The sequence below is a fragment of the Burkholderia sp. Ed8 genome (genome assembly GCF_040761425.1).
Taxonomy (GTDB): Bacteria; Pseudomonadota; Gammaproteobacteria; order Burkholderiales; family Burkholderiaceae; genus Burkholderia; species Burkholderia seminalis.
Genome location: NZ_CP142886.1, coordinates 1,552,740 through 1,572,420, shown reverse-complemented (window position 1 = coordinate 1,572,420; position 19,681 = coordinate 1,552,740). Strand labels below are relative to the sequence as shown.

22 protein-coding genes and 1 riboswitch are annotated in these 19,681 nt (G+C 68.5%); of the genes, 2 read left to right on the top strand and 20 right to left on the bottom strand.

The window, feature by feature from the left end; genetic code table 11:
- Positions 1-32 precede the first annotated feature (32 nt).
- The 20 genes from hisH to VXM69_RS21130 all read right to left on the bottom strand — a co-directional run bounded on the left by hisH (position 33) and on the right by VXM69_RS21130 (position 16,422).
- Positions 33-674, bottom strand: a complete 642-nt coding sequence (gene hisH / locus VXM69_RS21225; RefSeq protein WP_367190135.1) for an imidazole glycerol phosphate synthase subunit HisH — start codon at positions 672-674, stop codon at positions 33-35.
- Complete coding sequence (locus VXM69_RS21220; protein ID WP_049032488.1) at positions 671-1,291, bottom strand: YchE family NAAT transporter; 621 nt, start codon at positions 1,289-1,291, stop codon at positions 671-673. Before VXM69_RS21220 ends, hisH begins: the two co-directional genes overlap by 4 nt.
- A 62-nt stretch (positions 1,292-1,353) precedes the next feature.
- Positions 1,354-1,941: an imidazoleglycerol-phosphate dehydratase HisB gene (hisB, locus tag VXM69_RS21215; protein WP_006477126.1), complete on the bottom strand. Its 588-nt coding sequence runs from the start codon at positions 1,939-1,941 to the stop codon at positions 1,354-1,356.
- A 65-nt stretch (positions 1,942-2,006) separates the two neighbouring features.
- Positions 2,007-3,080, bottom strand: a complete 1,074-nt coding sequence (gene hisC, locus VXM69_RS21210) for a histidinol-phosphate transaminase (RefSeq protein WP_069706014.1) — start codon at positions 3,078-3,080, stop codon at positions 2,007-2,009.
- 147 nt (positions 3,081-3,227) lie between these two features.
- The gene (gene hisD, locus VXM69_RS21205; protein ID WP_034189818.1) at positions 3,228-4,544 is read right to left on the bottom strand and encodes a histidinol dehydrogenase; all 1,317 of its coding nucleotides are present in this window, start codon (positions 4,542-4,544) and stop codon (positions 3,228-3,230) included.
- Positions 4,545-4,568: 24 nt separating this feature from the next.
- Entirely contained in the window at positions 4,569-5,222 is a 654-nt protein-coding gene (gene hisG / locus VXM69_RS21200) for an ATP phosphoribosyltransferase (RefSeq protein ID WP_012327780.1), read from the bottom strand.
- Positions 5,219-6,568: a UDP-N-acetylglucosamine 1-carboxyvinyltransferase gene (gene murA, locus VXM69_RS21195; RefSeq protein WP_034189819.1), complete on the bottom strand. Its 1,350-nt coding sequence runs from the start codon at positions 6,566-6,568 to the stop codon at positions 5,219-5,221. The genes hisG and murA overlap by 4 nt, the downstream gene beginning before the upstream one ends.
- A 14-nt stretch (positions 6,569-6,582) precedes the next feature.
- On the bottom strand, positions 6,583-6,822 hold the full coding sequence (locus VXM69_RS21190; protein ID WP_006477131.1) for a BolA family protein: 240 nt from the start codon (positions 6,820-6,822) through the stop codon (positions 6,583-6,585).
- 56 nt (positions 6,823-6,878) lie between these two features.
- Positions 6,879-7,709, bottom strand: coding sequence for an ABC transporter permease (locus VXM69_RS21185; RefSeq protein ID WP_226229976.1), 831 nt, complete (start codon positions 7,707-7,709; stop codon positions 6,879-6,881).
- A complete protein-coding gene (locus tag VXM69_RS21180; protein WP_034189820.1) occupies positions 7,706-8,632 on the bottom strand; it encodes an ABC transporter ATP-binding protein in 927 nt (308 codons plus the stop codon). The genes VXM69_RS21185 and VXM69_RS21180 overlap by 4 nt, the downstream gene beginning before the upstream one ends.
- A 192-nt stretch (positions 8,633-8,824) precedes the next feature.
- Positions 8,825-9,100, bottom strand: a complete 276-nt coding sequence (locus VXM69_RS21175) for an STAS domain-containing protein (protein ID WP_034189821.1) — start codon at positions 9,098-9,100, stop codon at positions 8,825-8,827.
- Positions 9,097-9,726: a phospholipid-binding protein MlaC gene (locus tag VXM69_RS21170; protein WP_034189861.1), complete on the bottom strand. Its 630-nt coding sequence runs from the start codon at positions 9,724-9,726 to the stop codon at positions 9,097-9,099. The genes VXM69_RS21175 and VXM69_RS21170 overlap by 4 nt, the downstream gene beginning before the upstream one ends.
- A 111-nt stretch (positions 9,727-9,837) precedes the next feature.
- Positions 9,838-10,794, bottom strand: a complete 957-nt coding sequence (locus tag VXM69_RS21165; RefSeq protein ID WP_059557092.1) for a VacJ family lipoprotein — start codon at positions 10,792-10,794, stop codon at positions 9,838-9,840.
- Positions 10,795-10,825: 31 nt separating this feature from the next.
- Positions 10,826-11,386, bottom strand: a complete 561-nt coding sequence (gene mlaD, locus VXM69_RS21160; protein WP_034189822.1) for an outer membrane lipid asymmetry maintenance protein MlaD — start codon at positions 11,384-11,386, stop codon at positions 10,826-10,828.
- A 24-nt stretch (positions 11,387-11,410) separates the two neighbouring features.
- Positions 11,411-12,178, bottom strand: coding sequence for a lipid asymmetry maintenance ABC transporter permease subunit MlaE (mlaE, locus tag VXM69_RS21155; protein ID WP_034189823.1), 768 nt, complete (start codon positions 12,176-12,178; stop codon positions 11,411-11,413).
- Positions 12,175-12,996, bottom strand: coding sequence for an ABC transporter ATP-binding protein (locus VXM69_RS21150; RefSeq protein ID WP_006477138.1), 822 nt, complete (start codon positions 12,994-12,996; stop codon positions 12,175-12,177). The genes mlaE and VXM69_RS21150 overlap by 4 nt, the downstream gene beginning before the upstream one ends.
- A gap of 84 nt (positions 12,997-13,080) precedes the next feature.
- Positions 13,081-14,205 carry a thiamine phosphate synthase gene (gene thiE / locus VXM69_RS21145; protein ID WP_200088010.1) on the bottom strand — a complete coding sequence of 375 codons (1,125 nt, stop codon included), beginning with the start codon at positions 14,203-14,205 and terminating at the stop codon, positions 13,081-13,083.
- Positions 14,202-15,017: a thiazole synthase gene (locus VXM69_RS21140; protein WP_034189825.1), complete on the bottom strand. Its 816-nt coding sequence runs from the start codon at positions 15,015-15,017 to the stop codon at positions 14,202-14,204. Before VXM69_RS21140 ends, thiE begins: the two co-directional genes overlap by 4 nt.
- A gap of 38 nt (positions 15,018-15,055) precedes the next feature.
- Entirely contained in the window at positions 15,056-15,253 is a 198-nt protein-coding gene (gene thiS, locus VXM69_RS21135) for a sulfur carrier protein ThiS (RefSeq protein WP_027783340.1), read from the bottom strand.
- Positions 15,254-15,285: 32 nt separating this feature from the next.
- Positions 15,286-16,422, bottom strand: a complete 1,137-nt coding sequence (locus VXM69_RS21130; RefSeq protein ID WP_367190134.1) for an FAD-dependent oxidoreductase — start codon at positions 16,420-16,422, stop codon at positions 15,286-15,288.
- A 225-nt stretch (positions 16,423-16,647) separates the two neighbouring features.
- Positions 16,648-16,771, bottom strand: a riboswitch (TPP riboswitch).
- Between the two features lie 269 nt (positions 16,772-17,040).
- Here VXM69_RS21130 and VXM69_RS21125 point away from each other — a divergent pair.
- Together VXM69_RS21125 and VXM69_RS21120 are read left to right on the top strand one after the other, a co-directional pair.
- Positions 17,041-18,810 (top strand): ABC transporter ATP-binding protein/permease, encoded by a 1,770-nt coding sequence (locus tag VXM69_RS21125; protein WP_034189827.1) that lies wholly within the window; start codon positions 17,041-17,043, stop codon positions 18,808-18,810.
- Positions 18,807-19,571: an SDR family NAD(P)-dependent oxidoreductase gene (locus tag VXM69_RS21120; protein ID WP_367190133.1), complete on the top strand. Its 765-nt coding sequence runs from the start codon at positions 18,807-18,809 to the stop codon at positions 19,569-19,571. The genes VXM69_RS21125 and VXM69_RS21120 overlap by 4 nt, the downstream gene beginning before the upstream one ends.
- Positions 19,572-19,681: the final 110 nt, after the last annotated feature.

Sequence of the window (19,681 nt, the reverse complement as noted above, 5' to 3'; positions counted from 1 at the left end):
GCGGCCCGTCGACTGTGGTTCGCGCACCACGTTCACGGTTTCCAGTGTACGAAGTTGCGGTATAGACGCAACCCGACCTCCGCGCTTTTCTCCGGGTGGAATTGGGTCGCGAAGAGGTTGTCCCGCGCGACCGCGGACGTAAACGGCGCACCATATGCCGTTTCGCCGACCGTATGTGCCGGGTTGTCCGGCGTCACGTAGTAGCTGTGCACGAAGTAGAAATACGCGTCGTCGGGCACGCCCTCCCACAGCGGGTGCGACTGCGACTGGCGCACGCGGTTCCAGCCCATCTGCGGCACCTTGAAGCGCGAGCCGTCGTCCTGCACGCGGCCGTCGAGCTCGAAGCGCACGACCTTGCCGGGCAACAGGCCGAGGCCCTTCGTGTCGCCTTCCGCGCTCCAGTCGAACAGCATCTGCTCGCCGACGCACACGCCGAGCAGCGGCTTCGTGCGCGACGCCTCGATCACGGCCTCCTGCAGGCCCGATTCGCCGAGGCAGCGCATGCAGTCGGGCATCGCGCCCTGGCCGGGCAGCACGACGCGGTCGGCCGCGCGAATCGCGGCCGGCGTGTCGACGATCGCCACGTCGGCGGCCGGTTCGGCCTTCTTGAGCGCCTGCGCGACCGAGCGCAGGTTGCCCATCCCATAATCCACAATCGCAATCGAAGTTTTCATCTCAGTGCAGGCAGTAGCGCCCTCAGTCCATTGACGATGAATTCCACCGCCAGCGCCGACAGCATCAGACCCATCAGCCGCGTGGCGATGTTGATGCCCGTGCGGCCGATCCAGTTCGCGATCGGCTCGGCGAGCCGCATCGCGACGAAACACAGAAAAGCCAGGACCGCGCCGATCGCGACCAGCCCGGCCTGTTCATACCAGTGATGCGCGTTCGCCGCATAGATGATCACCGTGCTGATCGAGCCGGGGCCCGTGAGCAGCGGAATCGCCAGCGGCACGACCGCGATGTTGTCCTTCAGCTCGGCTTCGTGGCGCTCTTCCGGCGTCGATCGCGTGTTGCCGATCTGCGCGTTCAGCATGTTGATCGCCATCAGCAGCATGATGATCCCGCCGCCCACTTCGAGCGACCCGACCGAAATGCCGAAGAAGTTGATGATCTGCTGCCCGAGCAGCGCGGTCACCGTCATCACGCAGAATACCGACACCGATGCGATCCGGATCGTGCGACGCCGCTCGCCGTCCGTCTGCTGCGCCGTCAGGCTCAGGAAGAACGGCACCGCGCCGACCGGGTTGATCAGCGCCAGCAGCGAAATGAACGATTTGAGCAGATCCATCGCAAGCCGGCGCCGCGCGCCGAAGCCGTGAGGTTGTCCTTAGCGTCCGCCCATCCGGACGATCAGAGGCTGCCTTTCGTCGACGGAATCTGCCCCGCCGCACGCTCGTCGAGCTCCACCGCCGCGCGCAGCGCACGGCCGAAGGCCTTGAACACCGTCTCGAGCTGATGGTGCGCGTTGATCCCGCGCAGGTTGTCGATGTGCAGCGTGACGCCCGCGTGGTTCACGAAACCGCGGAAGAACTCGATCGACAGGTCGACGTCGAACGTGCCGATCCGCGCACGCGTGAACGGCACGTGGAATTCGAGGCCCGGCCGGCCGGAGAAGTCGATCACGACGCGCGACAACGCCTCGTCGAGCGGCACGTACGAATGGCCGTAGCGGCGGATGCCCTTCCGGTCGCCGATCGCCTTCGCGACAGCCTGACCGAGCGTGATGCCGACATCCTCGACCGTGTGGTGGTCGTCGATATGCGTGTCGCCATGCGCTTCGACCTCGAGATCGACCAGCCCATGCCGCGCGATTTGGTCGAGCATATGGTCGAGAAACGGCACGCCGGTGGCCAGTTTCTGCTGGCCGGTGCCGTCGAGATCGAGCTTCACACGGATCTGCGTTTCGCTGGTATTGCGAACGACTTCCGCCACACGCATGGCAATTCCTTGATTGAGTCTGAGGTAAATGGGGATTGATCGTCGCGCGCCGCCGCGCCCTGGGCTCAACCGGGCAGCGCGAGTTTCAAGGCGGCCAGCAGGCGGGCGTTTTCGTCGGGAGAACCGACGGTCAGCCGCACGCATTCGGCCAGCAATGGATGCATTTTACTCACGTTTTTGACCAGCACCCGTTCGGTGAGCAGCGCATCGAACACGGCGGCCGCGTCCGGCACGCGCACCAGCAGGAAATTGCCGGCGCTCGGGAACACCGTCGTGCCCGGCAGCGCGGCCACGGCCTGCGCGAGACGCGTGCGTTCCGCGCGCAGTTCGGCCGCCTGCGCATCGAGCACGTCGAGGTGGTCGAGCAGGAAATCGGCGGTCGCCTGGGTCAGCACGTTGATGTTGTACGGCGGGCGCACCTTGTCGAATTCGGTCAGCCACGCGTGCCGCCCGACGAGATAGCCGAGGCGGATGCCCGCGAGACCGAGCTTCGACACCGTGCGCATCACGACGACGTTGTCGAATTCGGCGGCGCGCGGCAGCCACGAGCGCTCGGCGAACGGCTGGTACGCCTCGTCGATCACGATCAGGCTGTGCCGCGCGGCGGCAATGATCCGTTCGACGTCGGCATCGTCGTACAGCGTGCCGGTCGGGTTGTTCGGGTACGCGAGATAGACGATCGCGGGCCGGTGCCCGGCGATCGCCGCGAGCATCGCGTCGACGTCGAGCGTCAGGTCGGCCTGCAGCGGCACGCCGACGAATTCGAGCTGCGCGAGCTTCGCCGACAGCTCGTACATCACGAAACCCGGCACCGGCGCGAGCACCTTCGCGCCCGGCTGCGCGCACGCGACCGAGATCATGCTGATGATTTCGTCGGAACCGTTGCCGAGCAGCACGTCGCAACCGGCCGGCACGCCCATCGCGTGGCGCAGCTTGTCGAGCAGCGCGGCCGGGCGCGGCGCCGGGTAGCGGTTCAGCGCGACCTGCGCGAGACGCTCGCCGAGCGCCGCCGCCAGCGGTTCGGGCAGCGGATACGGGTTCTCCATCGCGTCGAGCTTCACGAACCCGCTCGCGTCGGGCACCGGATAGCTCGTCATCGCGAGCACGTCGCGGCGGATGATGTCTTGTGGCGTCGTCATGGTCTCAAGCCGGCGTGCGTCGCGCCGGCATCAAATGGTCGGCAAGGCGGCGGCTGCCGCCCTGCACTGGTCTCCAGCCGCGCTCCGCGGTGCGGCCGGCGCCGGCGCATCGGCGCCCGCCCCGGCTCGGCCCCGCGTGGTGCGTGGTCAGCCCTTCATCCGGAACTCGGCGCTCTTCGCGTGCGCCTGCAGCCCTTCGCCGTACGCGAGCTCGGAGGCGATCTCGCCAAGGGTCTGCGCGCCTTCCGCGCTGACCTCGATCAGGCTCGAACGCTTGATGAAGTCGTACACGCCGAGCGGCGACGAGAAACGCGCGGTGCGCGACGTCGGCAGCACGTGGTTCGGCCCCGCGCAGTAGTCGCCGAGGCTTTCGCTCGTGTAGCGGCCGAGGAAGATCGCGCCCGCGTGGCGGATCTGCTGGCCCCATTGCTGCGGTTCCAGTGCCGAGATTTCGAGGTGCTCGGGCGCGATGTCGTTCGCGATCCGGCACGCTTCGGCCATGTCGCGCACCTTGATCAGCGCGCCGCGCCCTTCGAGCGATGCGCGGATCACGTCCCGGCGCGGCATCGACGGCAGCAGCTCGTCGATCGCCTTCTCGACACGGTCGAGGAACGCGCCGTCCGGGCACAGCAGGATCGACTGCGCGAGCTCGTCGTGCTCGGCCTGCGAGAACAGGTCCATCGCGACCCAGTTCGGATCGGTCGTGCCGTCGCACAGCACGAGGATTTCCGACGGCCCGGCGATCATGTCGATACCGACCGTGCCGAACACGCGGCGCTTCGCCGACGCGACGTACGCATTGCCGGGGCCGCAGATCTTGTCGACGGCCGGCACCGTCGCCGTGCCGTACGCGAGCGCGCCGACCGCCTGCGCGCCGCCGATCGTGAACACGCGGTCGACGCCGCCGAGCAGCGCCGCGGCGAGCACGAGGTCGTTCTTCACGCCGTCCGGCGTCGGCACGACCATCACGATCTCGCCGACGCCCGCGACGCGCGCGGGAATCGCGTTCATCAGCACCGACGACGGATACGCGGCCTTGCCGCCCGGCACGTACAGGCCGACGCGGTCGAGCGGCGTGACCTTCTGGCCGAGCACCGTGCCGTCGCTTTCCGTGTACTGCCAGCTATGCGTGCCGCACTCGATCTTCTGCTTCTCGTGGTACGCGCGCACACGCGCCGCGGCCGCTTCCAGCGCCGCGCGCGCCTTCGGCGCGAGACCGTCGAGCGCCGTCTGCAGCGCGTCCTGCGGCAGTTCGAGGGCGGCGACGCTGTTCGCGCTCAGCCGGTCGAAGCGGTTCGTGTACTCGAGCACCGCGGCGTCGCCGCGCGACTTCACGTCGGCGAGGATCTTCGCGACCGATTGCTCGATCGCTTCGTCTTCGCTCGCCTCGAACGCGAGCAACGCGCGCAGCGCGGCGCCGAAGCCTTCGTTCGTCGAATCGAGCTTGCGGATGGTGATGGACATGGGAGTTCCGTTACGGTGATGCGCTCAACCGCCATTCTGCGACGCGCGTTCGAACGCGTCGAGGATCGGCTTGAGCGCCGCGCGCTTCAACTTCAGCGCGGCCTGGTTCACGACGAGGCGCGACGAGATCGCCATGATCTCCTCGACCTCGACCAGATTGTTCGCCTTCAGCGTGCCGCCCGAGCTGACGAGGTCGACGATCGCGTCGGCCAGCCCGACCAGCGGCGCGAGCTCCATCGAGCCGTACAGCTTGATCAGGTCGACGTGCACGCCCTTCGCGGCGAAGTGTTCGCGCGCCGTTTCGACGTACTTCGTCGCGACGCGCAGGCGTGCGCCCTGGCGCACGGCGCTCGCGTAATCGAAGCCGGCCGACACCGCCACCGACATCCGGCAGCGCGCGATGTTCAGATCGATCGGCTGGTACAGGCCCGAGCCGCCGTGCTCGACCAGCACGTCCTTGCCGGCCACGCCGAAATCGGCCGCGCCGTATTCGACGTAGGTCGGCACGTCGCTCGCGCGCACGATGATCACGCGCAGGTCCGGGTTCGTCGTCGGCAGGATCAGCTTGCGCGACGTTTCCGGATCCTCGGTCACCTGCACGCCGGCCGCGGCGAGCAACGGCAGGGTTTCCTCGAAAATCCGGCCCTTCGACAGGGCGAGGGTCAGCGGCGCGGTCATGCTTGGCTCCCGGAAAGGCGGCGCACGTTCGCGCCGACGGCGGTCAGTTTGGCTTCCATGCGGTCGTAGCCGCGGTCCAGGTGATAGATCCGGTCGACGAGCGTTTCCCCGTCGGCGCGCAGCCCGGCGATCACGAGGCTCGCCGACGCACGCAGGTCGGTCGCCATCACGTTCGCGCCGGACAGCTTCTCGACGCCCGTCACGAGCGCGGTATTGCCGTCGATCGTGATGTTCGCGCCGAGCCGGTTCAGCTCCTGCACGTGCATGAAGCGGTTCTCGAAAATAGTTTCGACGACCTGCGCGGTGCCCGTCGCGACCGTATTGAGGGCCATGAACTGCGCCTGCATGTCGGTCGGGAACGCCGGGTATTCCGACGTGCGGATCGTCACGGCCGACGGGCGGCGGTCCATCTTCACGCGCAGCCAGCTGTCGCCTTCCTCGATCGACACGCCGGCTTCGCGCAGCTTGTCGATCACCGCGTCGAGAATGTGCGGGCGCACGCCCGTCAGCATCACGTCGCCGCCGGCCGCCGCGACCGCGCACAGGAACGTGCCGGCCTCGATGCGGTCGGGGATCACCGAATGGCGCGCGCCGTGCAGCCGCTCGACGCCCTGGATCACGAGGCGATCGGTGCCGATACCGTCGATCTTCGCGCCCATCGCCACCAGCAGGTGGGCGAGATCGCTCACTTCCGGCTCGCGCGCGGCGTTTTCGATCACCGTCTCGCCGTCTGCCAGCGTCGCGGCCATCAGCAGGTTTTCCGTGCCCGTCACCGTGATCATGTCGGTCACGATGCGCGCGCCCTTCAGGCGCTTCGCGCGCGCTTCGATGAAGCCGTGCTCGATGCTGATCTCGGCGCCCATCGCCTGCAGCCCCTTGATGTGCTGGTCGACCGGACGCGCGCCGATCGCGCAGCCGCCCGGCAGCGACACCTTCGCCTCGCCGAAGCGCGCGAGCAGCGGGCCGAGCACGAGGATCGACGCGCGCATCGTCTTCACGAGCTCGTACGGCGCGACGAGGTTGTCGACGCGCGACGCGTCGAGCTGCACGCGGCAGCCGTCGGTCTCGCTCTTCACGCCCATCTGGTTCAGCACCTTCAGCGTGGTGCGCACGTCCTTCAGGTTCGGCACGTTGTCGAGATCGACCGGATCGGCGGTGAGCAGCCCCGCGCACAGGATCGGCAGTGCGGCGTTCTTCGCGCCCGACACGACGATCTCGCCGGACAGACGGTTACCGCCTTCGATCACGAGCTTGTCCATCCCCTGTCCCTGCGATTCCCCGTTGGCGGCCGGGTGTGCCGTGGCGACGCTCTTGACGGCGTCGCGCTCGTTGACGGTGACTTGCACTCAGTGATTTCCGGTTATGCGTTCTGCCATTCGGCGGGCGTCAGCGTCTTCATGCTGAGCGCGTGGATTTCCTGCTTCATGCGATCGCCGAGCGCCGCATAGACGAGCTGGTGCCGCTGGATCGGCCGCTTGCCCTCGAAGGCCGCCGACACGATCGTCGCGAAGAAATGCTGGCCGTCGCCTTCGACTTCCAGATGCGTGCAGGCGAGACCGCCGGCGATGTATTGCTTGACCTGTTCGGGAGTCGGCAACATGGTGTAAGGCTCCTGTCGGCGGCGGCGCCCCGGGAGGCGGCCGCAGCCTGTCGATATCAATGACGCAGTTTGTAGCCGGTCGCGAGCAGCCGCATCGCGATCAGCGCGAGCAGCACGAAGAAACCGGTAACGATCGCGAGGCTCGCGAACGGGTTGATGTCGGACGCGCCGAAGAACCCGAAACGAAAGCCGTCGATCATGTAGAAAAACGGATTGAGACGCGAGATCTCGCGCCACACGGGCGGCAGCGAGTGCGTCGAATAGAACACGCCCGACAGGAACGTCAGCGGCATGATCAGGAAGTTCTGGAACGCGGCGAGCTGGTCGAACTTCTCGGCCCAGATCCCGGCGATCAGGCCGAGCGTGCCGAGGATCGCCGAGCCGAGCAGCGCGAACGCAATGATGAACAGCGGCGCCGCGAAATGCATCGGGATAAACCAGATCGTCACGACGAACACGCCGGTGCCGACCGCGAGCCCGCGCACGACCGACGCGAGCACGTACGCGCCGAAGATGTCGCGGTACGACAGCGGCGGCAGCAGCATGAACACGAGGTTGCCGGTGATCTTCGACTGGATCAGCGACGACGAACTGTTCGCGAACGCGTTCTGCAACACGCTCATCATCACGAGGCCCGGCACGAGAAAGCTCACGTACTCGACGCCCGGATAGACCTCGACGCGGCCCGACAGCGCATGACCGAAGATCGTCAGGTACAGCAGCGCCGTGACGATCGGCGCGAGCACCGTCTGGAACGACACTTTCCAGAAACGCAGCAGTTCCTTGTAGAACAGCGTCCGGAAGCCGCTGCCCGGCACGCGCCGGGCCGTGCCCAGCGTCCCTTCGGCCGGCAGGGAACGCAGTTCGCGCGGGGATTGTTGATTCATGCCAGACCCTCGATCACCTCGGCCCCGTTCATCACCTGGACGAACACATCCTCGAGGTCGGCCTTGCGGACCTCGATCTCGTCGAACGTGCAGCCTGCCGCGCGGCATTGCGCGAGAATGCGTTCGACATCGTCGTAGCTCGTGAGACGCAGCAGGTGCTCGCCCGGCGCGCGCGCGGCGGGGTCGGTCTCCAGCCCGCGCAGCTCGGCCGGCAGCGCGCCCGTCGCGAGCCGCAGATAGAGCTGCAACCCCGCGAAGCGGCGCAGCAGCGCGTCGGTGCGGTCGAGCGCGACCACCTCGCCACGGCGCAGCATCGCGATGCGGTCGCACAGCGACTCGGCTTCCTCGAGGTAATGGGTGGTCAGCACGATCGTGTGACCCTCGCGGTTCAGGCGCGAGATGAATTTCCACAGCGTCTGGCGCAATTCGACGTCGACGCCGGCGGTCGGCTCGTCGAGCACGATCACGGGCGGCCGGTGCACGAGCGCCTGCGCGACGAGCACGCGGCGCTTCATCCCGCCCGACAGCGCGCGCATGTTCGCGTCGGCCTTCTCGGTGAGGTCGAGATTGGCCATCACTTCGTCGATCCAGTCGTCGTTGCGGCGCAGCCCGAAATAGCCGGACTGGATCCGCAGCGTCTCGCGGACGGTGAAGAACGGGTCGAAGACGAGTTCCTGCGGGACGACACCCAGCGCGCGGCGCGCACCGCGGAAGTCCTTGACGACGTCGTGGCCGCGCACCGAGATACTGCCTTCGTCGGCCCGGGCGAGCCCGGCGAGGATACTGATGAGCGTGGTCTTGCCTGCGCCGTTGGGGCCGAGCAGACCGAAAAACTCGCCTTCCTCGACCGACAGGCTGACGCCCTTGAGCGCCTGAAGCGACTTGTAGCGCTTCTTGACGTGACGGATTTCTATGGCTGACATGACTGTGCGCGACGCCAGGGCCGCGACGCCTATTCTGTGCTTGCTGCGAAAGAAAATGGGGGCCGGACGCCGATTGGCTGCCCCGCAAAACGCTTGATTATAGGGCAAACCGGCTGGGGGAGCCGGCGCCGGAGGCGCGCGGCCTGACGCGTGCGCGCGCCGGCTGGCGCGGCAGGCTCCGGTCGGACAGGGTCAATGTCGCCCGGTGCCGTCGATGAGCGCGTCGACGCCGTAGGCGCGCGCGAGGCTGGCGAGCTTCGGCGGGAGATTGAGGATGTCGAGGGTCGCGCCGCGCGACATGGCGGCACGTTGCCATGCGAGCAGCACGGCGAGCGCGGACGAGTCGAACTGCGTCAGCGCCGCGCAATCGACGGCGGTGGCGCCCGCGCCGATGCGCGCAAGACCGTCCGCGAGCGCGGACTTCGCGCTCGCGACGGTCAGCGAGGAGCCGGCTTCGAAGCCGCTCACGACGCTTGCTTGCCGGCGGCAAGTTGCTGGTTGCGCTGCGTCAGGAACTGGATCAGGCCGTCCACGCCGCTTTGCTGGATCTTTTCGTTGAACTGCTGCTGGTACGTCTGGATCAGCCACGCGCCGAGCACGTTCAGGTCATACACCTTCCAGCCGTTCGCCGACTTGTACAGGCGGTAATCGATCTGGACCGGCTGGCCGTTGTTCATCGCGACCGTCTTGACCACGACATCGGTATCGGCCGGATCGGCACGGAACGGCGGGTACTGGATCTGCTGGTCCGGCTTCAGCTGCGCCAGCGCGCCCGAGTACGTGCGGATCAGCAGCAGCTTGAACTGCTCCTGAACCTGCTGCTGCTGCTCGGCCGTTGCCGTGCGCCAGTTGCGGCCCATCGCGAGCTGCGTGGTGCGGCGGAAATCGGTGTACGGCAGGATGTCCTTGTTGACGATCGAGATGATGCGGTTGGTGTCGCCCTGCTTGATCGTCTGCTGCTTGACTTCGTCGAGCACCTGCTGCGTCGCCGTCTTGATCAGCGACTGCGGGTTCGACTGGTCGACTTGCGCGTGAGCCGCGCTGCCGAACGAGAACAGCGCCGCGAATACGGGGATCAGGAACAGTTTTTTCATCATAGTGACCTGCATGAATGAGTCGATGCGAAGGTTGGAGCAGGTAGCTTACGCGCAAGTTCGCGCACGCTACCGACTGAATCGTTTCCGGCTGTAACGAATGTAAATCCGTCAGTGCAGCCGGATGCTCGGGAAGCGGAACCCGCCCGGCGACGGCGGCGCCACCTGCATCGCCGGCACGTTCGTTTCGCTGGCCGGATTCGGTCCTTCGGCCGTGCCCGAGGCCGGCGCGGCAACCGCCGCGCCCGATGCCCCCGCCGGCGCGGTCGCGCCGCTCACCGCTGCCGCGCCCGCCGTACCGGCCGCCGCCGGTGCCGCGCCGTCGTCCGGCAGATCGTACTTCGGCAGCGCGTCGTTGCTCGACGTCGCGGCGGCCTCGCCGCGCGCGTTGCTGATCAGCATCTGGCGGCGCTGCAGGTACGCGTTGCGCACGAACGAATACTTGTCGAGCGCCGCGGCATCCAGCACGTCGCCCGCGCCGAGCAGGTTCGCACGCGTGTTGACGAGGTTGACGCCGAACAGGCCCCAGCTCAGGCCGTCCGGCTTCACGTAGGTGAGCGGATTGCCGACGTAGTCGACGCCGAGGCCGGCCGTGTCGCGCAGCGTGCTCGGGCCGAGCAGCGGCAGCACGAGGTACGGGCCCGACGGCATGCCGTAGCGGCCCATCGTGATCCCGAAATCGGCCGTGTGCTTCGGCAGCTTCGCGATCGTCGCGACGTCGAACAGGCCGCCGACGCCGAACACCGTGTTGATCACGACGCGCATGATGTCGCCGACGCCGTCCGCGATCCGCAGCTGCACGATGTTGTTCGCCGCGATGTAGACGTCGCCGATGTTCGAGAAGAAGTTCGTCACGCTGTCGCGCACCGGCTGCGGCACCACGTACTGGTAGCCCTTCGCGACCGGTTTCAGCGCGTAGGTGTCGACCGTATCGTTGAACTTGTACATCGTCCGGTTGAAGCCTTCGAGCGGATCGCCCTTGGTCGGCGTCTGCACGGTCGCGCAGCCGCTCAACGCGGCGGCTGCCGCTATCGCCAGCGCGGCGTGCCTGATGCGGATCGTCTGCATGGTCATTACCCTCTTCTATTCTCTCGTGTGGTTATTGGGCCGCCGAACCGGACGCGGCGGACACCGCCGACGCCGGCACCGCCACCGGAGCCGGCGCAGCCGGCGCGCCGGCTGCCGGCTTCGCACCGCCCGCATCGGCGGCCTTGCTGTACAGGAACTGGCCGATCAGGTTCTCGAGCACGATCGCCGACTGCGTCATCGAGATCGTATCGCCCGACTTCAGCATTTCCGTGTCGCCGCCCGGATCGAGGCCGATGTATTGCTCGCCGAGCAGGCCCGACGTCAGGATCTTCGCCGACGAATCCTTCGGGAACGGGTACTGGCCGTCGATGTCGATCGTCACCAGCGCCTGGTACGTGTTCGTGTCGAAGCCGATCGACTTCACGCGGCCGACCACGACGCCGGCACTCTTCACGGCCGCGCGCGGCTTCAGCCCGCCGATATTGTCGAATTTCATCCGGACCGAGTAAGTCGGCTGAAACGACAGCGAGCTCATGTTGCCGACCTTCAGCGCCAGGAACAGCACCGCAAGGAAGCCCACCACCACGAACAGGCCGACCCAGAAGTCGAGAGCAGTCTTTTTCATCGTCATCCCAAAATTTGGCTTGGCTGAGGCTTAGCTGAACATCAGCGCGGTCAGCAGGAAATCGAGGCCGAGTACGGCGAGCGACGCGAACACGACCGTCTTGGTGGTCGCGCGCGACACGCCTTCGGGCGTGGGCTTCGCTTCATACCCCTGATACAGCGCAATGAAGGTCACGGCGAACCCGAACACGATGCTCTTCAGCACGCCGTTGCCGACGTCGGCCCAGACCTGGACCCCGCCCTGCATCTGCGACCAGAACGCGCCCGGATCGACGCCGATCAGCACGACGCCGACGAAGTAGCCGCCGAGCACGCCGACCGCGTTGAAGATCGCCGCGAGCAGCGGCATCGCGATGATGCCCGCCCACATGCGCGGCGCGATCACCGTCTTGATCGGGTCCACCGCCATCATTTCGAGCGCGGTGAGCTGCTCGCCGGCCTTCATCAGGCCGATCTCGGCCGTGAGCGACGTGCCCGCGCGGCCCGCGAACAGCAGCGCGGTGACGACCGGGCCGAGCTCGCGCACGAGCGACAGCGCGACCAGCAGGCCGAGCGCCTGCTCGGACCCGTAGCGGTTCAGCGTGTAATAGCCCTGCAGGCCGAGCACGAAGCCGACGAACAGCCCCGACACGGCAATGATCACGAACGAATAGTTGCCGAGGAAGTGGATCTGCTTCGTGACCAGCCGCGGCCGGCGCAGCAGCGGGAAGAATTGCAGCACGAGGCGTACGAACAGCCGCGTGCCGTAGCCCGCGCGCTCGAGGCCGCCGATGACGTAACGTCCGATCGCGCTGATCATGCGCGCCCTCCGCCGAGCCCGAAATCCGCTGCAAGCGGCGGGCTCGTGTAATGAAATTTGAACGGGCCGTCCGGCGCGCCGTCGATGAACTGCCGCACGCTCGGATCGGTCGACGCGCGCAGCTCGTCGGGCGTGCCCTGCGCGAGCACGCCGCCGTTGGCCAGAAAGTACACGTAGTCGGCGATCGCGAACGATTCCGGCACGTCGTGCGTGACGAGGATCGAGGTCGCGCCGAGCGCCTGGTTCAGCGTGCGGATCAGGTTCGCGGTGATGCCGAGCGAGATCGGGTCGAGGCCGGCGAACGGCTCGTCGTACATGATGAGCTGCGGATCGAGCGCGATCGCACGGGCGAGCGCGATCCGGCGCGCCATCCCGCCCGACACCTCGGACGGCATCAGGTCGCGCGCGCCGCGCAGGCCGACCGCGTTGAGCTTCATCAGCACGAGGTCGCGGATCAGGTCTTCGGGCAGGTCGGTATGCTCGCGCAGCGCGAACGCGACGTTCTCGAACACCGACATGTCGGTAAACAACGCGCCGAACTGGAACAGCATGCCCATCTTGCGGCGCAGCGCGTACAGGCCGTCGCGCGTTTGCGCGCCGACGTCGGCGCCGTCGAACAGCACCTGGCCGCGGCGCGCGCGCACGAGGCCGCCGATCAGGCGCAGCACGGTGGTCTTGCCGCAACCCGAGCCGCCCATGACCGCGACGACCTGCCCGCGCCCGAAGCGCAGGTTCAGGTTGGACAGGACGAGGCGGTCGCCGTAGCCAAAGTCGACGTCGCGAAGTTCCAGCAGGGTCTCGGTAGGAGTGGGGCTCACGGAGCTGACAGTCCTTTTACGCAGAACGCCGAATTATAGGGCCTGCATTGGAATGATGTCGTGACGCCGTTCCGGGCCCGGCGGTCAATGATTGTCAAATTGTCCGGGAAAACATTGCTGCAGCGCAATAAGCGCCGTCCGATAATCGGCGGCGCCCGTGACCGCGCTGACCACCGCGACGCTGCCGACGCCCGTCGCCAGCACGGCCGGCAGCGTGTCGAGCCCCACCCCGCCGATCGCGACGAGCGGCGCCCGCGCGCTGGCGAAGCGCGCGTAGCGGGCAATCCGCGCGAGGCCCTGGGGCGGCGCGGCGACGGCCTTCGTGGCGGTCGCGTAGACGGGGCCGAGCGCGAGGTAGCTCGGGCGCGCGTGCAACGCCCGCAACATCTCGTAATAACCGTGGCTCGAAAGTCCGAGCCGCAGGCCCGCGCGCGCGATCGCGGCCAGATCGGCCGTTTCGAGGTCCTCCTGACCCAGATGAACGCCGTACGCGCCTTCATCTACCGCGATCTGCCAGTGATCGTTGATGAACACGCGCGCATCGGGATAACGACGCCCCGCCGCGACCGCACGCGCGATTTCGCGGCGCAGCGCGTCCGGCGTCGCGCCTTTCACGCGCAGTTGCACGGTCCGCGCACCGCCCTCGAGCACGCGCTCGACCCACGCCGCGTCCGGCACGACCGGATAGAGGCCGAGTTGCGCGGGGCACGGCGCGAATGCCGGCTCCGGCGCGGGCGGCAGCCCGGCGACACGCGGAAACCGCGCGGCATCGACCGGCCACGCGTCGGCGGCACGCGTCTCGTCGCCGTCTTGCCACGCCAACGCGAGCACCAGCGCGTCGACCGGCGCGAAACCGCAATCGAGGAAGGCGGCGAGCGCCGCGATCCAGTCGTCCGCGAGCGGATGCGCGGCTTCGAGCGCGTAACGCGCGCCCGCCGCATGCAGCACCGCACCCTGCTCGTCGAATTCGATCGCGACCGCCTCCGGCGAGGCCGGCCGCGACGCGGCCGACGCGCGCGCCTGCGCGGCGCGGTCGCCGGCGGACACGATCAGCACGTCGCCGTCGGACGGCACGTCGGGCGCCGCCACGCAGAGCCGCCACGGCGCCGCGCCGTCCGGCCAGTCGCCGAGGCGGGCGCGAATCCGTTCGGCCGCTTCGGCCAGCTCATCGGCCGGCGGCCAGAATGCGTCGGCGAAGCGCGCGCTCATGCGCCACCCCCGTCCTGGTGCCAGAACGGCATCCCGACGACCGGCGTGCTCGCGTGCGCGGTCTCGCGTGCGTCCATCGGCCCGGCCAGGTACGCGGCGCGCCCCGCCTCGACGCCCTGCGCGAACGCGCGCGCCATGATCTCCGGGTGCGTGGCCTGCGACACGGCCGTGTTCAGCAGCACGCCGTCGAAGCCCCACTCCATCACCTGGCACGCGTGCGACGGTACGCCGAGCCCCGCATCGACGATCAGCGGCACGTCCGGCAGCCGCTCGCGCAGCACGCGCAGGCCGTACGGGTTCACGATGCCCTTGCCCGTGCCGATCGGCGCGCCCCACGGCATCAGCGCCTCGCAGCCGACGTCGAGCAGGCGCCGGCCGATCACGAGATCCTCGGTGCAGTACGGCAGCACCTTGAAGCCGTCCTTGACCAGTTGCGCGGCGGCCTCGATCAACCCGACCGGATCGGGCTGCAGCGTGTAGTCGTCGCCGATCAGCTCGAGCTTGATCCAGTCGGTGCCGAACACCTCGCGCGCCATGTGCGCGGTCGTCACGGCCTCGGCGACGGTCTGGCAGCCGGCCGTGTTCGGCAGCAGCGGCACCGCGTGGCGCTTGAGCAGGTCGAAGAAGCCGGCTTCTGCGGTGCCGCCCGTCATCTGGCGGCGCAGCGCGACCGTCACCATCCCGGGACGCGACGCGTCGATCGAATCGGACAGCGACTGCAGCGACGGATAACGCGACGTGCCGAGCAGCACGCGGCTTGCGAAGGTTTCGCCGTACAGCGTCAGCGCGTCGGCGGAGGTGAGGGACGTCATGTCGTTTTCCTGGAAGAGCGGGGACGAACCGGCGGCGCTCAGCCGCCCGCGACGGGGTGCACGACGTCGAGCTTGTCGCCCGCCGCGAGCGCGCGCGCCGCATGCTGCGTGCGCGCGACGAAATTGCCGTTCAGCGCGACCGCATACGGCGGCCGCGCGCCGTACGCGGCGAGCGCGTCGGCCACCGTCGCGCCGTCGGGCAGCGTCAGGGTCTGTTGGTTGATCTGGATATCCATGAGGCTCGGTCGGATTCGGTCGGCGGCGCGCGTCAGGCCGGCTGGCGCGCGTCGCTGCGGTGATGAAGGAGCGTCGGCCAACGCGCGGCGTCGCGCCACGCGGCGAACGCGTCGGCATCGCCCAGCGCGCCGCCGAGCGCGGCTTGCGCGCACGCGACGGCTGCCTGCGCGACTTCCGGCGCAATCATGAAGCCGTGCCGGTACAGACCGTTGACGGCGAGTGTCGATGCGCCGTCCCAGATCACCGCCGGGCGGTGATCGGGCAGCGTCGGCCGGCACTGCGCGTTGAGTTCGAGAATGCGTGCCTCGCCGAACGCCGGATGCACGGAGAACGCCGCGCTCAGCAGTTCGAGCGCGGAGCGCACGCTGACGGGCGACATGTCCTCGCCCTCCACCTCGGTCGCGCCGATCACATAGAGATCGTCCTGCTTCGGCGCGATGTACAGCGGGTAGCGCGGATGCAGCAGCCGCACGGGCCGCGTGAGCCCGATGCCGGGCGCATGCACGCGCGCGACTTCGCCGCGGATGCCGCGCAGCGCGGGCAGCGCGGATTTCGCGCCGAGCCCGCGGCAATCGATCGTGAAATGCGCGGCGGGCAGGTTGGCATCGTCGATCGCGACGTGCCAGTGAAGGTCGACGCCGCGTTCGGCGAGGCCCGCCGCCAGCGCGCGCAGCGCCTGGCGATTGTCGAGCTGCCCTTCGCGCGGCAGCAGCAGGCCGCGGGCGAAACGGCCCGCGAGCGTGGGCTCGGCCGCATCGACCTGCGCGCCGGCGAGCGTCACGAAACCGCCGTCGAGCAGGTCGGCCGGCGCGTTCGCGCGCACCCGCCGCTCGAACAGCGGCGCCTCCGCGCGGTCCGCGTGGTGCCAGACGACGAGCGTGCCGTGATGCTGGAAAAAAACGGGTTCGGGCAGTTCCGCGAGCCATTGCGGCCAGCGTTCGAGCGACGCGGCGCCGAGCTCGGTGATCAGCCGTTCCGCGCTCGCCGCTTCCGCGAGCGGCGCGAGCATCGCGGCCGCGATCCAGGCAGCCGACTGCTCGCCGTCCGGGCCGCCGCGCTCGTACAGCGCGACGCGATGCCCGTCGCCCGCGAGCCGCCACGCGATCAGGCGGCCGACGAGGCCGCCGCCGAGCACCGCGAAATCGGGCCGTGCATCCTGGACGTTCATCGCGCGCCCTCCGCGCGAATACGCACGACGAGCGTCGACGCGCGCGCGCCGCCCCATGCGAACGCATGCGGCATCGGGGCGGGAATCAAGCAAAAGACTGAAGATTGTGCGGTCATCATTCCTTCCGTAACGCGCAATGCGCGTACCCAAAAGGACGAAACCGGCAGCAAAGGCCGGCCGGGCGGGACTCGGGCGCTGACCATATGGGATGGCGGCCAGCGCGGCCCGGCGGGATCAGAAACTTCCCTCGCCGGTATTACCCGGATCGGGTGCAAAGGGTTTTTCTCAGCCTCGCCGCGCCGCCCGGAACATCCGCCGGCCGCGCCACGAAGCACCCCTGTTTCGTCGTCGGCCATTAGACCATAAAAGCCGAAAGCGCCGCAAACTGTCCCCGTGGGGCAAATTCGCCGTCGGCCCGCGCCGCTCTGGCACAATGCCCGCAGGCCGGCCGCGCGAGCGGCCGGTTGCCGCGTCACCGCCGGCCCTTAAGCGCCGTTTAAGACGCGCGGGCGACCATCGCTGCGCCCGCCGTCCGTCGGCGCCGCGCCCCGGCATGCCGTATCGCGGCGCGCGCCCGGCTTCGCCCGGCCCGCGCGCCGGCTACTCATCAGGAAGCACATGACCCAATCGATCGATCCCGTCCGCTCCGCCTCCGACGCGCCGCAGGACGAGCGCCCGGTATCCGCATGGAGCCTCATCAAGCCCTACTGGGTATCGTCCGAATGGAAAATCGCGTGGGGCCTGCTGGTCACGATCATCGCGATCAACCTCTGCGTGGTCTGGATCAACGTCCGGCTGAACAAGTGGAACGCCGAGTTCTACAACGCGCTGCAGTCGAAGGACGTCCACGACTTCCCGAATCTGCTGATGCAGTTCTCCGCGCTCGCGTTCGCGTTCATCATCCTCGCGGTGTACGGCCGCTACCTGCGGCAGCTGCTCGGCTTCCGCTGGCGCCAGTGGCTCACCGACCGCTTCCTCGGCCAGTGGCTCGGCGATCGCGCGTTCTACCGGATCGAACGCGACCGCCTCGCGGACAACCCCGACCAGCGGATCACCGACGACCTCCAATCGTTCGCGACCACGACGCTCGCGCTGTCGCTCGACCTGCTGTCGACGGTCGTCACGCTCGTGTCGTTCATCACGATCCTGTGGTCGCTCGCCGGCGCGCTGACGTTCACGCTCGGCGCGACGCCGATCTCGATTCCCGGCTACATGGTGTGGGCGGCCGCGCTATACGCGGTGATCGGCTCGCTGATCATCCAGAAGGTCGGCCATCCGTTGGTGTCGATCAACTACCAGCAGCAGCGCGTCGAGGCCGATTTCCGCTTCGGGCTGATCCGCGTGCGCGAGAACGCCGAGCAGATCGCGTTCTACGACGGCGAGAAGACCGAGGCGGCCAACGCGCAGGGCCTCTTCATGCGCATCCGCGACAACTGGTGGCGCGTGATGAAGTACACGAAGCGGCTCACGTTCGTGCTGAGCTTCTACGGGCAGATCGCGATCATCTTCCCGCTCGTCGTCGCCGCGCCGCGCTATTTCGCGGGCGCGTTCTCGTTCGGCGTGCTGATGCAGATCTCGTCCGCGTTCGGCACCGTCAGCGATTCGTTCTCGTGGTTCATCAACAGCTACTCGACCCTTGTCGAATGGCGCGCCACCGTCAACCGTCTGCGCGAATTCAAGCGCGTGATGGGCACGTCGCACCTGAAGGAAAGCCTGTCGCCCGCGACCGAGCACGGCGGCATCAACCTGCACTACATCGACGACGCGAAGCTGTCGACGTCGGCGCTGAAGCTCGCGCTGCCGAACGGCAACGCGCTCGCCGACATCGGCAACGTGACGATCGAGCCGGGCTCGCGCTGGCTCGTGATCGGCAAGTCGGGTTCCGGCAAGAGCACGTTCATGCGCGCGCTCGCGGGCCTGTGGCCGTTCGGCGACGGTGCGATCGATGCGCCGGTCGGCGCGCGGATGATGTTCGTGCCGCAGACGAGCTACCTGCCGATCGGCACGCTGAAGGCCGCGCTCACCTATCCGGCGACACCCGACACGTTCAGCGACGAAGCCTGCCGCGACGCGCTGCGCGCGTGCCGCCTCGAGGATTACGTCGAGCGCCTAGACGAGACCGCGCACTGGACGCGCGTGCTGTCGCCCGGCGAGCAGCAGCGTCTTGCCGGCGCGCGCGTGCTGCTGCACAAGCCCGACTTCCTGTTCCTCGACGAAGCCACCAGCGCGCTCGACGCCGACAACGAGGCACGCCTGTATCACCTGTTCGCCGAACGGCTGCCGAAGGCCGCGATCGTCAGCATCGCGCACCGCGAGTCGCTGGCCGCGTTCCACGTCGGCACGATCAACGTCGAACGCGCGAACGCCGGCGACAAGGTCGCCGCGTGAGCGCACGCGCGCGCATCGCGCTGATCACCGGCGCAGGCGCGGGGATCGGCGCGGCGCTCGCACGACGGCTCGCGGCGCCCGGCGTCGCGCTGGCGCTGCATGCGCGCGGCGCGGACGATTCCGCGCGGGCGCGGCTCGCCGAAGTCGCCCGTGCGTGCACGACGGCCGGCGCCGAATGCATCACGCTGACCGGCGATCTCGGCGAACCGGGTCTTGCCGCCGCGCTCGTCGATACCACCGCCACGCGCTTCGGCGGGCTCGACCAGCTCGTCGCGAACGCCGGCTTCGCCGCGCGGCAATCCTTTTCCGATCTTTCCGCGGACACGCTCGCGTGCGCCTTCACGGCGATGCCCGGCGCGTTCTCGGCGCTCGCGGGCCGCGCGCGGCCGCTGCTCGAAGCGTCGGTCGCCCCGCGCATCGTCGCGGTCAGCTCGTTCGTCGCGCACCGTTACCGCGCCGATGCGCCGTTCGCGGCGACCGCCGCCGCGAAGGCCGCGCTCGAATCGCTCGTGCGCTCGGCGGCCGCCGAATTCGCCGCGCGCGGCATCACCGTGAACGCCGTCGCGCCGGGCTTCACGCGCAAGGACCACGGCCCGAGCGCCGGCAACGCCGCCGCGTGGGCGCAGGCCGAACAGGCGACACCGCTCGGCCGGATCGCCGAACCCGACGATGTCGCCGCGCTGATCGCATTCCTGTTGTCCGATGCGGCGCGGCAGATCACCGGCCAGGTCATTCACGTCGACGGCGGCCTGACGCTCTGACGCGTCCTTCCCTCCCCCTCCTTGCCCGCACGAACCCGTCCCCGCCTTTTTGGCACGCGGGGCCGCGCCCGTAAAATAACCGCCACGCGGCAGCGCGAGACAAGACGAGA

Coding starts and splice junctions, on each gene's coding strand:
- hisH (WP_367190135.1), bottom strand. CDS start 674: ATGAAAACTTCGATTGCGATTGTGGATTATGGGATGGGCAACCTGCGC.
- VXM69_RS21220 (WP_049032488.1), bottom strand. CDS start 1,291: ATGGATCTGCTCAAATCGTTCATTTCGCTGCTGGCGCTGATCAACCCG.
- hisB (WP_006477126.1), bottom strand. CDS start 1,941: ATGCGTGTGGCGGAAGTCGTTCGCAATACCAGCGAAACGCAGATCCGT.
- hisC (WP_069706014.1), bottom strand. CDS start 3,080: ATGACGACGCCACAAGACATCATCCGCCGCGACGTGCTCGCGATGACG.
- hisD (WP_034189818.1), bottom strand. CDS start 4,544: ATGTCCATCACCATCCGCAAGCTCGATTCGACGAACGAAGGCTTCGGC.
- hisG (WP_012327780.1), bottom strand. CDS start 5,222: ATGACCGCGCCGCTGACCCTCGCCCTGTCGAAGGGCCGGATTTTCGAG.
- VXM69_RS21190 (WP_006477131.1), bottom strand. CDS start 6,822: ATGTTGCCGACTCCCGAACAGGTCAAGCAATACATCGCCGGCGGTCTC.
- VXM69_RS21185 (WP_226229976.1), bottom strand. CDS start 7,709: ATGAATCAACAATCCCCGCGCGAACTGCGTTCCCTGCCGGCCGAAGGG.
- VXM69_RS21180 (WP_034189820.1), bottom strand. CDS start 8,632: ATGTCAGCCATAGAAATCCGTCACGTCAAGAAGCGCTACAAGTCGCTT.
- VXM69_RS21170 (WP_034189861.1), bottom strand. CDS start 9,726: ATGAAAAAACTGTTCCTGATCCCCGTATTCGCGGCGCTGTTCTCGTTC.
- VXM69_RS21165 (WP_059557092.1), bottom strand. CDS start 10,794: ATGCAGACGATCCGCATCAGGCACGCCGCGCTGGCGATAGCGGCAGCC.
- mlaD (WP_034189822.1), bottom strand. CDS start 11,386: ATGACGATGAAAAAGACTGCTCTCGACTTCTGGGTCGGCCTGTTCGTG.
- mlaE (WP_034189823.1), bottom strand. CDS start 12,178: ATGATCAGCGCGATCGGACGTTACGTCATCGGCGGCCTCGAGCGCGCG.
- thiE (WP_200088010.1), bottom strand. CDS start 14,205: ATGAGCGCGCGCTTCGCCGACGCATTCTGGCCGCCGGCCGATGAGCTG.
- VXM69_RS21140 (WP_034189825.1), bottom strand. CDS start 15,017: ATGACGTCCCTCACCTCCGCCGACGCGCTGACGCTGTACGGCGAAACC.
- thiS (WP_027783340.1), bottom strand. CDS start 15,253: ATGGATATCCAGATCAACCAACAGACCCTGACGCTGCCCGACGGCGCG.
- VXM69_RS21130 (WP_367190134.1), bottom strand. CDS start 16,422: ATGAACGTCCAGGATGCACGGCCCGATTTCGCGGTGCTCGGCGGCGGC.
- VXM69_RS21125 (WP_034189827.1), top strand. CDS start 17,041: ATGACCCAATCGATCGATCCCGTCCGCTCCGCCTCCGACGCGCCGCAG.